Origin of the sequence: Stenotrophomonas maltophilia group sp. msm4, from assembly GCF_032025605.1 — a bacterium.
Lineage (GTDB): Bacteria > Pseudomonadota > Gammaproteobacteria > Xanthomonadales > Xanthomonadaceae > Stenotrophomonas > Stenotrophomonas sepilia.
Map to the genome: position 1 here is coordinate 1,911,165 of NZ_JAVSKK010000001.1, position 12,523 is coordinate 1,923,687.

A 12,523-nucleotide genomic window follows, 5' to 3' on the forward strand; every position below is an offset into this window, starting at 1 on the left:
CCTGCTGGGGGTGGGCGCCGCGATGCCCCGGGAGCCGTCTCAGCGTTGGCGCGACAGCGGCAGTGCGGTGGCCAGCCAGGCCACCCAGCAGGCGAACGCCAGCCGTTGTGCCAGCGGCGCCGGCAGGACGCCCTGCAGGGCAAACGCGGCCACCGCAGCCAGCATGCCGCAGCCCAGGGCCAAGGCGCCCAGGGCGCGGCCATGCGCCTGACGCAGCTGTGTCGTGCCCAGCAACAGGGTTCCGGCGACGAAGCCCAGCACCCAAATCATCCAGGCACTGGCATGCAGCTGGCTGGCCGGCCCATGCAGATCGTCCACGTCCAGCGGCAGCAAGCCCATCGCGGCAAAGCCCAGGCCAGCCAGCAGCAGCATCTGGCTGCCGACCCTCGATGCCCAGCCGGCAGTGGCGGGCAGGCTGCGGCGCAGGCGCTCAGCCACCACCGCGGCGAGCACGCCGGGCAGCACAAATCCAAGCAGATTGAAGGCCAGCGCATGCGGTACACCCCGCGCACCCAGCAGCGCCACCGGGTGGCGCGCCTGTGCATAACCCTCCAGGCCGGCACCGAAGCCAGACACAGCCAGGACGAACACGACTGCAGCAAGCAGTCCCAACCAACGATCAAGCCGGACCATGGACATTGCGCGCAGTCACCCGGAAAAGAATGGATCAGCGCATTGTCGCGGCAGCGACGCGGTGCGCCAAGCGCGCGACCGAGGCCGGGTGCTTCCGGCGCACCGCGACCACTACGCCGGTCAGCTCCGGAAAGCGGGTGATCCACGAGCTGTACTGCGTGCCACGCCCCCGAGGCCGTCGCGCGCGATGTGATGGCAGGGTTGAGACGGACATCGATCGTCACCATAGAATCGGTCTCCAGATGCCAAGCGATGCTTTCCCCATGACCGAGACGACCTACGTATTCGACGCCACCACTGCGACCTTCGAGGCCGAAGTCCTGCAGAAGTCGCTGCAGACGCCGGTGCTGGTCGACTTCTGGGCCACCTGGTGCGGGCCGTGCAAGACCCTCGGCCCGATGCTGGAAAAGCTGGCTGCCGAGTACAACGGTGCGTTCGAGCTGGCCAAGGTCGATGTCGACAAGGAACAGCAGATCGCTGCGGCCTTCCAGATCCGCTCGGTGCCGACCGTGTTCCTGGTCAAGGGCGGCCAGCTGGTGGACGGCTTCCCCGGCGCCATTCCGGAAGGCCAGCTGCGTGAGTTCCTGGCCCAGCACGGCATCGTACCGGCCGATGTGGGCGATGCTGTCCCCGAAGATGACACCCCGCTGGATCCGCAGGCGCAGGTCGATGTGCTGCGTGCGCAGATCGCCGCCGAGCCGGACAAGGATGAACTGAAGCTCGACCTGGCCCTGGCCCTGCTGCAGATCGGTGGCGTGGACGAGGCAGGCACCCTGATCGACGGCCTGCCTGCCAACCTGGCCACCGACGACCGCGCCGTGCGTGCCCGCGCCCGCCTGGCCTTCGCCGCCGCGCTGAAGGATGCACCGGCCGCCGAGGTACTGGACGCACGCATCGCCGCTGACGGCAAGGACCTCAAGGCCCGCCACCTGCGCGGCGTGCAACTGCTGCTCGGCGGTCATGACGAGGCCGCGCTGGCCCAGTTCCTGGAAATGCTGCGGATCGACCGCGGATTCGAGGAAGGCCTGCCGCGCAAGGCGCTGATCGACGCCTTCAATGTGATCTCCGACGAGGATCTGGTCGGCCAGTACCGCCGCAGGATGGCGTCGCTGCTGTTCTGAACGGGAACCCGCTCCGTTCAGAATCCCTGCACTGAACGCGGGCAATAATGCCCGCGCTGGTGGCCACGCGGTCGCCACGATCCGTTCGGGGGGATGAGGTCGGGGCCATGGGGTCTTGCAGCTGCACCCCCGCATTGCCGGGATTGCAAACTGTGACCGTCGTCCGCTCTCTGTCGTTCGCCATGCATTTAACGGGCGCTCTGCTCTGCGCCCTCTTCCTGATGCCCGCCATTGCCGGCGCCCAGGACTGGAACTACCGGGTCCGGCCCGGCGATACCCTGTGGGACCTGGGCGGGCTCTACCTGAAGCCCTCGGTACGCTGGCAGCAGCTGCAGCAGCACAACCGCATCGACAACCCCTACCAGTTGCCGCCGGGCCAGCTGCTGCGCTTCCCGATCAGCTGGCTGCGCACCGAACCGGCGCCGGCCCGGGTGCTGTCCGTGCGCGGCAAGGTCGCGCTGGCAGGCGCCGATGGCACGGCGACCCGCGCGCTCCAGGCCGGCGAACAGCTGCATATCGGTGACACCGTGGAGACCGAAGGCGATTCCAGCATCACCCTGGAATTCGCCGATGCCTCGCGCCTGCAGCTGCGCGAGTACTCGCGCCTGCGCCTGGACCAGCTGAGCCGTTACGGCCACACCGGCATGGTCGACACCCGACTGCGCCTGCAGCAGGGGCGAGCCAGCAACCGGGTGACGCCGGCGCGCGGCCCCGCCTCGCGTTACATCATCGATGCGCCCACCGCGACCAGCAGCGTGCGCGGCACGGTGTTCCGGGTCAGCGCCGGGGATAACGGGCACGTCGGTGCCACCGAGGTCCTGCAGGGCAAGGTGCAGGTCGGCAACTCCCATGGCCAGCGCCTGGTCCGGCCGGGCCAGGCGACCCGCAGCAGCAGTGCCGATGCGGCGCCCGCTGCGGTCTCCGCACTGCTGCCGGCGCCGGCGCTGCGCAATGACGCGCTGCGCCTGGCGCCGCTGCCGACCGTGCTTGCCTGGGAACCGGTCAATGGCGCCGATCATTACCGGGTGGAAGTGGTGCAGGCGGCAACGCCGGAGATCCTGCTGTTCGCCGCCACCACCGCCGACACCCGGCTGGCGATCGGCGATCTGCCGCCTGGCCAACTGCGCATCCTGTTGCGCGCGGTCGACGCCCAGGGGGTCGAAGGCCTGGATGCCAGCGCCGATTTCGAGCTCGGTGACCAGCCACCACCGCCGCTGACCGTATCGCCGCTGCATGGGCAGACGATCAACAGCGACCGCCCGCGTTTCCGCTGGAGCCAGGCCCCCGGTGCGCGCAGCAGCGTCCTGCAGATCGCCACCGAACCCAGCTTCCTGCAGCCCCTGCAGGAGCAGGCCACCCATGCGACCGACCTGCGCCTGGCGCAACCGCTGCCGCCCGGCCAGTACTACTGGCGCGTGGCCTCGCGCGATGGCGAAGGCCGACAGGGCCGCTATGGCCAGGCGTTGCCGCTGCAGCTGAGCAACGAACCGGTGGACCCGGCCCTGCAACCACCCGAGGCCGCACACGGCGAGCTGACGCTGCGCTGGCAGGCCGGCAGCGACGGCCAGCGCTACCGGGTGCAGGTGGATCGCCGCGGCGACTTCAAGGCACCGCTGGTCGACGAAACCGTGGACCAGCCGCAGGTGAGCTTCAAGCGCCCCTGGAGCGGCACCCTGCATGTACGCGTGCAGTACATCGACGATGACGGCCACGCCAGCGCGTTCTCGCCTGCCCAGCAGGTCCCGCTGCCGTGCCGCCTGTGCTACGGCGCGGGTGGCGGTGCCCTGCTGCTCTGGTTGTTGTTGTGAGGCGCTCGCCGCTGCCATGGTCGAAGCGGATCCTGCTGGCCCTGCTGGCCGGCGTGCTGACCATCGTGGCCAGCCAGGGACAATGGCTGTGGCGGCAGGACGAGGCGGCCTATGACGCGCTGGTCGGCAACTGGGATTACCGCCCCGATCCCAGCGTGCTGATCGTCGCCATCGACGAAGGCAGCCTGCAGCGCATCGGCCAGTGGCCCTGGCCCCGCTCGGTGCATGCACGCCTGCTTGACCGCCTGACCGATGCCGGCGCCGAACGCGTCGCGCTGGACCTGATGCTGTCCGAACCGGATCGCCGTGACAGCCGACAGGATGATCAACTGGCGGCCGCCATCCGACGCAATGGCCGGGTGGTGCTGCCGGTGCTGGCCGCACCGGCGGCCGGCGACCGCATGGCCGAGGAGATGCTGCCGATCCCACAGATCGCTGCCAGTGCTGCCGCCATCGGCCACACCGATGTCGAGGTGGATGGCGACGGCGTCGCCCGTGGCGTCTATCTGCACGCAGGTATCGGCCAGCCGCACTGGCCGGCACTGGGCCTGGCACTGGCCGACCTGCCTGCCGGTGCCGTACGCGGCCTGCCCGATCCCGACCCGGAACTGGGCTCGCCCTATCAATGGCGTCGCGACGATTACGTTCGCGTGCGCTACGCCGGCCCCCCCGAGCGGCTGCCGCAGGTGTCCTATGCGGACGTTCTCGATGGCCACGTGGACATGGCGATGCTGCATGGCCGCCGCATCGTAGTTGGCATGACGGCCAGCGGCATCGCGCCCCGCCTGCTGACCCCGACCACCCGCGAGTTCTGGATGAGCGGCAGCGAGTACCAGGCCAACATCACCTCGATGCTGCTGCAGCACAGGCAGATCGATGTTCTACCGCATGCCTGGCAGCACGCCACCAGCGGTGTGCTGGTGGCGCTGTGCGTGATCCTGCTCGGCCTGCGCCTGCCCTGGCTGGTCGCGCTGTGTTCGTTGCCGATGCCTGCCCTGCTGAGCTGGCTGCTGCTGCGCACGAGTGACCTGTGGTGGGCGCCGGCCAGCGCGATGCTGGGCGTGACGCTGGCACTGCTGGTCTGGGCGGTGTGGCGGATCTCGGCCTGGCACCGCCAGGCCAACCGCGACGCCCTTACCGGCCTGGGCAACCGCCTCCGCTTCGAGCAGTCGCTGCAGCAGGAATGTGATGCAGCGCGGCGCAGCGGCAAGCCATTGAGCCTGGCGCTGATCGACGTCGACCACTTCAAGCGCCATAACGATCGCCACGGGCACCAGGTCGGCGACCGCGTGCTGCGTGATGTCGCCCGCCTGATCGGCGCCCATGCGCGCCGCCCGCGCGACATGGCGGCACGCTACGGTGGCGACGAATTCGCGCTGGTGCTGCCGGATACACCGGCCGAGGGCGCACGCCAGGTGATCGAGGACCTGATTGCCTGCGTGCGCGCCTTGCCGGCGCCGGGCGATGGCAGCGACGATACCGTCACGCTCACCATCGGCGTATTCACCCGCGTGCCCGACGGCGAACTGCAGCCCCACCATTTCGTGGAAGGCGCCGACACCGCCCTTTATCAGGCCAAGGCCAACGGCCGCGACGGGTACATGATCGACGGCCCATGAGGCAGGACATGCACGCCGCCGTAGGACACACGCCCGGGGTGCAACATACGCATGCGAATGGTTAGACTGGGCGCCTCGCCTCGCGCCCCCGGACCCGCATGAACGCCCGCCTGTTCCGCTTCGGCATCAACCTGTGGCCACCGTTCCTGTTCACCGGCATCCATGTCACCCGCATCACGCCCGATTATCGGCAGATCGACGTCGAGCTGCGGCTGCGCCCGTGGAACCGCAACTACGTCGGCACGCATTTCGGCGGCAGCCTGTTCGCGATGACCGACCCGTTCTGGATGCTGGGCCTGCTGCACATCCTCGGCCGTGACTACTACGTGTGGGACCGGGCCGGTGCGATCGATTTCCTCAAGCCTGGCCGGGGCACGGTGCGCACCTCGTTCCGCATCGACGATGCGCTGCTGGCCGAACTGCGTGCCGAAGCAGCGGGCGGCGAGAAGGTGCTGCGCTGGTTCAGCAACGACGTCGTCGACGACAGCGGCGAGGTGGTCGCCCAGGTGCGCAAGCAGGTCTATCTGCGGTTGAAGCCACACGCGCGCTGATCCGGCGCGGGCGCTGTCCTCTGCTGCCCTGCCAGGGAGGCTCCGATGCGCCCGTATGCGCGTGTGCACCTGCGGAGCGAAGGCAGCCGCGAGGATGACGGGGACAGCGCGCACTGGCCGCCGCTGCTCAGTCGCGCGCGGCGGCGGCCGGGGCGTCCCCCGCCACCATCGGTACCGACAACCATGGGCTCTCGTCGGTGCTGCGCGGCGCTGAGCGCCGCGCTACCTGCAGGCGGCGGCCATCGGCCGACAACTGCGGTGCCCGCACCTGCGAGCGGAACTGGGCAGGCAAGCGCTTCAGCGCATCCACAGGGTCCTCGGCCTGCTGTCGCAGCCAGCGTTGCGCACCGATCAGCCGCACCATCGCGGCGGCATCCTGGGGCCGTGACGAATAGGCGGGATAGGCCGGGCCCGCGATATCGGCCAGCACGCACCCCATGATGTTCGACAGGCAGCCGAAGTCATGCTGCGGCGGTGCCGGCACCGGCAGCGGGCGATCCGCCTCCAGCGCGGTCATCGCCGCCGCGCCACAGGCCCAGCCCAGGTTGCCCGCCACACGCGCCAGGGTGCTGCTGCGATCGAGTACCAGCACACCACCGAACTCCTGCGCCGAGGTTTCGATCGCAGCCCTGCTCATCGCATACTCGCCCTGCATCGCACGGCACAGGCTCTGTTCGGCGGCCCGCATCGGCTTCATCGCCTGCTCGCATTCCGCAGGCAGCGGCTGGTCGGCCGGCAGTTCAACCAGCATGTCGGCCAGCAGCTGGGCATTGGCCTGCACCAGGCTGGCACCGATGATGCTCTCCACCAGGTAGCTGCCGCCCGTCACCAGCCGGCGGCCCAGCTGCAGCCCGCGGCAACTGCCACGCAGCGCACCGTCGATATCACCCTGCACATAGGCCAGCGCGCGTGCGCTGGTGGCGTCGATCACCAAACCATAGGTCGGCATCGGCACGAGGATGCCTTCCCCTTTGGGCCGGAACGGCGACACGAAGTGATCCGCATCGGCCAGCTGGTCCAGGCGCGCATGCAGCTGCTGGTGGCCAGCGTGGGCATCGACGAAGCGCTGCGGGTCCGCGCGCACCTGGGCGAGGCAGTCACTGGCGGTTGGTCCGCAGCTGGCCGAAGGCCGTGATTGCAGCTCGACGTGGTCCTCTGCCAGCTGCGGACGGGCGCCGCCCTTGCCGCGCGGATCCGCCTCCCAGCGCTGTACGTCCCGGGCGGCCCCCCCCGGCCCCCCCCCCCCCCGCCCCCCCCCCGGGTCGAGATCGTCGAACGCGAGTGTCCACAGCAGCGCAAAGCCGTTGCGGCCATCAGCGGGCAGGCGGGCCTGCAACCGCTGCTGGGCCTGCAGCCGTGATTCCGGCACGGGCCACATGCGCGAGGCACACCACGCCACGATGGCCAGCACCAGCAGTCCTGCCAGGGCCCAGCCCAGTCCGCGCAGAATCTTCAACACTGCTTCCCTTCCATGCATCGTTGCCGCAGTCGATCCCCCAGCGTAATCGACCGGCTGTGGCCGCTACAATGCGCGCATGTCGCTCGAAGCCCCCGTCCTGGTCCCCCGCCCCTCCCTGCAGCGCCTGTTCCTGACCGGCCTGCTGACCCTGCTGCCGATCTGGCTGACCTGGGTCGTGGTCAAATTCGTGTTCGTGCTCCTTTCGGGCATTTCCAGCCCATTGGTGGTGCCGCTTTCCGAGCAGATCGCGACAAGCTTCCCGCATTACCTCGGCTGGGTCCGTGCCGAGTGGATCCAGAACACCATCGCCCTGCTCGCCACCCTGCTGGTGATCCTGGCGGTGGGCGTGGCCAGCCGCCGCGTGCTCGGCCAGCGCCTGCTGCGCTGGGTCGGCGCGGTGATCAAGCGCATTCCGCTGGCCAGCATCATCTACGACAGCGCCAAGAAGCTGCTGGACATGCTGCAGACCGAGCCGGGCAGCACCCAGCGCGTGGTGCTGATCGATTTCCCGCACCGCGACATGAAGTCGGTCGGGCTGGTCACCCGCGTGATCAAGGAACAGGGCACCGACCGTGAACTGGCCGCGGTGTACGTGCCAACCACGCCGAACCCGACCTCGGGTTACCTGGAGATCGTGCCGGTGGAGCTGCTGACCCCGACCGACTGGACCGTCGACCAGGCCATGAGCTTCATCATTTCCGGCGGTGCCGTCGCACCGTCCAGCGTTCCGTTCACGCGCGCAGGCGAACGCAGCGAATGACCACCGCGGCGCCAATCGAGCGCCCGCTGCAGGACCGCGCGGTCCTGCTGTTCATCGTGCTGGCCGCGTTCTTCTGCGGCAACGCCGTGCTGGCCGAACTGATCGGGGTGAAGATCTTCGCGCTGGAAGACACCCTCGGCATCGATCCGCTGAACTGGAACCTGTTTGGCCAGACCGGTTCGCTCAGCTTCACCGCCGGTACCCTGCTGTGGCCGGTGGTGTTCATCATGACCGACACGATCAACGAGTTTTTCGGCAAGCGCGGCGTGCGCTTCATCTCGTGGTTGGCCGTGGTGCTGATCGCCTATGGCTTCCTGTTCGCCTTCGCAGCGATCTCGCTGGCGCCGGCCAGCTGGTGGGTCACCTCGATGGACGGCCACGGCGTGCCGGACTACCAGGCGGCATTCGCAGCGGTGTTCGGCCAGGGCATGTGGACCATCGCCGGTTCGCTGGTGGCCTTCCTGCTCGGCCAGCTGATCGACGTGGCCGTGTTCCACCGCATCCGCCAGGCCACCGGCGAGCGCCACGTGTGGCTGCGTGCGACCGGATCCACCGCGATCTCCCAGGTGGTGGACAGCTTTGTAGTGATCTGGATCGCCTTCGTGCTCGGCCCGCAGCACTGGCCGACCTCACTGTTCCTGGCCGTCAGCAGCGTCAACTACATCTACAAGATGGGCTTTGCGATTGCCTTGATTCCACTGCTGTACCTGATGCGGCGTGCGATCACCCGCTACCTGGGCGCAGACAGGGCCGCCGCGCTGCGCGCCGCCGCCGCGGCTGACTGAAGCCCCAGCGACGGCAAGCTGACTGCGCCTTCACGCTGGCCGTACGCGGCCGGATCGTGCAAGCTCCACGGTCTGTGTTCCACGGAAGCTCCTGATGCCGCATCGCACCCGCGCCCTGGCCGCCGCCATTGCCGCGTTGTTCCTGTTCAGTGCCGTACCGTCGGCCGAAGCAGCGAAGAAAAAGGCCAGCCGCCCTGCCGCCGCGCAGACCCGCCAGGCTGCCAAGCCCAAGGCCAGGCCCGCCCGCGCCACCGCGCCGGCGCGTGGCAGCTCGGCGCGCCGCGCCGCGCCGCGCCCGGTCGCCCCGGCCCGGGCCGTACCCAAGCAGGTGCAGCTGGAGCGCCTGTACGACGAGTACTGGGATGCCTCGATGCGGTTGAACCCGCTGCAGGCCACCTTCCAGGGCGAGGCCCGCTACAACGACCAGCTGCCCAACATCCTGTCCGCCGCCTGGCGCCAGCAGTCGCACGACTTCACCACGCAATGGCTGGGCAAGGTCGAGAAGCTCGGCAGTGACGGCCTGCAGGGCCAGGACCTGCTCAGCTACGAGATCTTCGTGCGCGACGCGCGCGCATCACTGGCCGCCGAGCGCTACCCGAGCTGGATGATGCCGATCAGCCAGTACTACAACATCGGCAGCATCATGGCGATCCTCGGCTCCGGTGCGGGCGCACAGCCATTCAACACCGTGCAGGACTACGACACCTGGTCACGCCGTTCGCTGGGCATTCCCGAGCTGTTCGACCAGGCCATCGACAACATGCGCCAGGGCATGAAGGCCGGCGTGGTGCAACCACGCGACCTGATGGAAAAAGTGCTGCCGCAGCTGGATGCGGTGATCAAGCCCACCGCCGAGGAAAGCATTTTCTGGTCGCCGATCCGCACCATGCCGAACACCATCCCGGCTGAGGACAAGGCGCGCATCAGCGCCGAATACAAGCGCATGATCGAGCTGCGCATCATGCCGGCCTACCGTGCCCTGCGCGGCTTCATCGCCACCGAATACCTGCCGGCCACACGCACCAGCAGCGGCCTGGGCGCATTGCCCGATGGCCAGGCCTGGTACGCCAACCTGATCGTGCAGACCACCGCCAGCGACCAGACCGCCGCACAACTGCATGCGCTGGGCGAACAGCGCGTGCAGGAACTGCAGGCGCAGATCGCCACGGTGATGAAGGACGCCAAGCTGCGCGGCTCTCCCACCAAGCTGCTGCGCAGCATGCGCAACGACCGCCAGTTCCAGTACGGCGACGCCAACGCGCTGATCAACCGCTACCGCCAGGTGCAGCAGCAGGTCAGCGCACGCCTGCCGCAGGTGCTGGATACCTTGCCGCAGGCACCGCTGGAAGTCCGTGCGGTGGAACCGGAACGTGCACTGACCGCCGCCGCTGCCGCCTATCAGCCGTCGGCGGCCGGTCAACCGGGCGTGCTGTACATCAATACCCGCGACCTGCCCAGCCGCAAGCGCTGGAACGTGCCGGTGCAGTACCTGCATGAAGCGATCCCGGGCCACCACGTGCAGCTGGGCCTGCAGCAGGAGCTGGCCAAGCTGCCACGCTTCCGCCGCCTCGGTGGCGATCTCGCCTTCGTCGAAGGCTGGGGCCTGTACGCAGAAACGCTGGGCGAGGATCTGGGCATCTACACCGATCCCTACGACCGCATCGGCTACCTGTACTCGCGCCTGCTGCGCGCCGCCCGCGTGGTGGCCGACACCGGCGTGAACGCCCAGGGCTGGAGCAAGCAGCAGGCTGTCACCTACCTGCAGAAGACCGTGGACATGAGCAGCGACGATGCCAACGCCGAAGTCGAGCGGATCATGGCCCAGCCCGGCCAGGCGCTGTCGAATGTCGCCGGCCTGACCACCATCGTTGCCCTGCGCGACAAGGCCAAGGCACGCCAGGGCGCCGCCTTCGACCTGCGCCGCTTCCACGCCGAACTGCTGAAGGACGGCTCGATGCCGCTGGACGTGCTTGACCGCAAGATGGAACGCTGGATGGTTCAGCCGGCCAGCACTACGCCCACGCCTTCTCCTTGACCCCTCCGGAGCCACCATGCGCCCTGCCGTCGCCCTGTTCGCCGTCGTGCTGGGCCTGCTGCCTTCAACGGGTATCGCCGCACCGGTGCTGACGCCACCGGATGCGGGCATCGACGGGCTGATGCAGGCCTACGACGGCCAGGTACCCGGTGCTGCAGTCCTGGTGCTGCACGACGGGCAAGCGGTGTTCCGCCGTGGCTACGGCCTGGCGGTGGTGGAGGACGGCACTGCGGTCACCCCGGCCAGCAACTTCCGGCTGGCCTCGGTCAGCAAGCAGTTCACCGCTGCGGCGGTGCTGCTGCTGGTGGAGGATGGCCGGCTTGGGCTGGATCAACCCGCCCGGCAGTGGCTGCCCGAACTGCCACCGGCTGCCGCGGCCATCACGATCCGCCAGCTGCTCTCGCACACCGGCGGCCTGCTCGACTACGAAGACCTGATGGATCCGGCTGACACTCGGCAGGTGCATGACGCCGATGTGCTGACCCTGCTGTCACGCCAGGACCGGCTGAACTTCGCGCCGGGCACGCAGTACCACTACAGCAACAGCGGCTATGCGCTGCTGGCACTGATCGTCGGCCGCGCCTCCGGCCTGGATTTCGCAGCCTTCCTGCAACAGCGCATCTTCCGCCCGCTAGGCATGGCCCACACTGTGGCCCATCAGGACGGCATGGATACCATCGCCGCACGCGCCTATGGCTACAGCTGGATCGATGGCCGCTGGCAGCGCACCGACCAGAGCGCCACCAGTGCCGTGCTCGGCGATGGCGGGATCTACTCCTCGCTGGACGACCTCGCCCGCTGGGATGCGGCGCTGTACGACGACCGCCTGCTGTCGAAGGCCTCGCGCCGCGCGATGTTCAGCCCGGCCACATCGACATCCGAACCGGATGTGCCGCACTACGGCTTCGGCTGGCGCCTGAACGGCCCGGTGCAATGGCACAGTGGCGAAAGCATCGGCTTCCGCAATGTGGTCGTGCGACACCCGGAAAAGCACCTGACCGTGATCGTGCTGACCAACCGCAACGCCCCCGAACCTTATCCGCTGGCACTGAAGATCGCCCAGCGCTGGCTGGACACCCTGCAATGAACACTGGTTCCGACGCCCTGCTGGGCATCCACCATGCGGCACTGATCTGCAGCGATTACGCGCGTTCAAAAGACTTCTACGTCCGTATCCTCGGCCTGCGCGTACTGGCCGAGAACCACCGCGCTGCGCGCGATTCCTGGAAACTGGACCTAGCCCTGCCCGACGGCGGACAGCTGGAACTGTTCTCGTTCCCCTCGCCACCGCCCCGCCCCAGCCGCCCGGAGGCCCAGGGCCTGCGCCACCTCGCGTTCCGGGTCGCTGCGCTGGAGCCGTTCATCGAACGCCTGGCCAGCCACGGCGTGGACTGCGAACCGATCCGCGTGGACGAATACACCGGCCGCCGCTTCACCTTCTTCGCCGACCCCGACGGCCTGCCGCTGGAACTGTACGAAGTCGGTTGACGGCCCTGGGGTCAGATCCCTTTTCCGACGGAAAAGGGATCTGACCCCATCGCCGCCACCGGAAACGTCATCCACGCGTGGATCTACCGTGTCGACCAAGGTCGACACCTACCAACAGCCGAAGGAATTTGTCAGAGGTGGGGCGGTGTGGGTGGGCAGGACACGCCGTAAACTCCGCTCCGCGGTCCGGCCCAGCCGCTGGCGGCTGGGCGTTCGGGCGCTTGCGAAGCAGTGCTTCGCAAGCAAAGCGCCCTCACCCTTGGG

The 12,523-nt window shown here is 68.6% G+C and carries 12 protein-coding genes; 9 read left to right on the plus strand and 3 right to left on the minus strand.

Going from position 1 to position 12,523, the window contains the following annotated elements; genetic code table 11:
• Positions 1-39: 39 nt before the first annotated feature.
• On the minus strand, positions 40-639 hold the full coding sequence (locus tag ROV93_RS09030) for a DUF998 domain-containing protein (protein WP_072168536.1): 600 nt from the start codon (positions 637-639) through the stop codon (positions 40-42).
• A gap of 28 nt (positions 640-667) precedes the next feature.
• Complete coding sequence (locus ROV93_RS09035) at positions 668-847, minus strand: hypothetical protein (protein WP_141653594.1); 180 nt, start codon at positions 845-847, stop codon at positions 668-670.
• A gap of 49 nt (positions 848-896) precedes the next feature.
• Between ROV93_RS09035 and trxA the strand changes: the two genes are divergently transcribed.
• From trxA to ROV93_RS09055, 4 genes are all read left to right on the plus strand, one after another.
• Positions 897-1,754 (plus strand): thioredoxin, encoded by an 858-nt coding sequence (gene trxA / locus ROV93_RS09040; protein ID WP_069139614.1) that lies wholly within the window; start codon positions 897-899, stop codon positions 1,752-1,754.
• A 107-nt stretch (positions 1,755-1,861) separates the two neighbouring features.
• A complete protein-coding gene (locus tag ROV93_RS09045) occupies positions 1,862-3,562 on the plus strand; it encodes a FecR domain-containing protein (RefSeq protein ID WP_072168537.1) in 1,701 nt (566 codons plus the stop codon).
• Positions 3,559-5,181, plus strand: a complete 1,623-nt coding sequence (locus tag ROV93_RS09050; RefSeq protein ID WP_312539377.1) for a CHASE2 domain-containing protein — start codon at positions 3,559-3,561, stop codon at positions 5,179-5,181. The genes ROV93_RS09045 and ROV93_RS09050 overlap by 4 nt, the downstream gene beginning before the upstream one ends.
• A gap of 98 nt (positions 5,182-5,279) precedes the next feature.
• Positions 5,280-5,732: a DUF4442 domain-containing protein gene (locus ROV93_RS09055; protein WP_072168538.1), complete on the plus strand. Its 453-nt coding sequence runs from the start codon at positions 5,280-5,282 to the stop codon at positions 5,730-5,732.
• Between the two features lie 127 nt (positions 5,733-5,859).
• Here ROV93_RS09055 and ROV93_RS09060 read toward each other — a convergent pair whose 3' ends face one another.
• Positions 5,860-7,191, minus strand: coding sequence for a hypothetical protein (locus tag ROV93_RS09060; RefSeq protein ID WP_312539382.1), 1,332 nt, complete (start codon positions 7,189-7,191; stop codon positions 5,860-5,862).
• 76 nt (positions 7,192-7,267) lie between these two features.
• Between ROV93_RS09060 and ROV93_RS09065 the strand changes: the two genes are divergently transcribed.
• The 5 genes from ROV93_RS09065 (at position 7,268) to ROV93_RS09085 (ending at position 12,259) form a co-directional block, all read left to right on the plus strand.
• Entirely contained in the window at positions 7,268-7,951 is a 684-nt protein-coding gene (locus tag ROV93_RS09065; protein ID WP_072168540.1) for a DUF502 domain-containing protein, read from the plus strand.
• Positions 7,948-8,736 carry a queuosine precursor transporter gene (locus tag ROV93_RS09070; protein WP_065185485.1) on the plus strand — a complete coding sequence of 263 codons (789 nt, stop codon included), beginning with the start codon at positions 7,948-7,950 and terminating at the stop codon, positions 8,734-8,736. The genes ROV93_RS09065 and ROV93_RS09070 overlap by 4 nt, the downstream gene beginning before the upstream one ends.
• A gap of 94 nt (positions 8,737-8,830) precedes the next feature.
• The gene (locus ROV93_RS09075; RefSeq protein WP_312539386.1) at positions 8,831-10,771 is read left to right on the plus strand and encodes a DUF885 family protein; all 1,941 of its coding nucleotides are present in this window, start codon (positions 8,831-8,833) and stop codon (positions 10,769-10,771) included.
• Between the two features lie 16 nt (positions 10,772-10,787).
• Positions 10,788-11,858, plus strand: coding sequence for a serine hydrolase domain-containing protein (locus ROV93_RS09080; protein ID WP_072169115.1), 1,071 nt, complete (start codon positions 10,788-10,790; stop codon positions 11,856-11,858).
• Positions 11,855-12,259 carry a VOC family protein gene (locus tag ROV93_RS09085; protein WP_072169114.1) on the plus strand — a complete coding sequence of 135 codons (405 nt, stop codon included), beginning with the start codon at positions 11,855-11,857 and terminating at the stop codon, positions 12,257-12,259. Before ROV93_RS09080 ends, ROV93_RS09085 begins: the two co-directional genes overlap by 4 nt.
• Positions 12,260-12,523 lie beyond the last annotated feature (264 nt).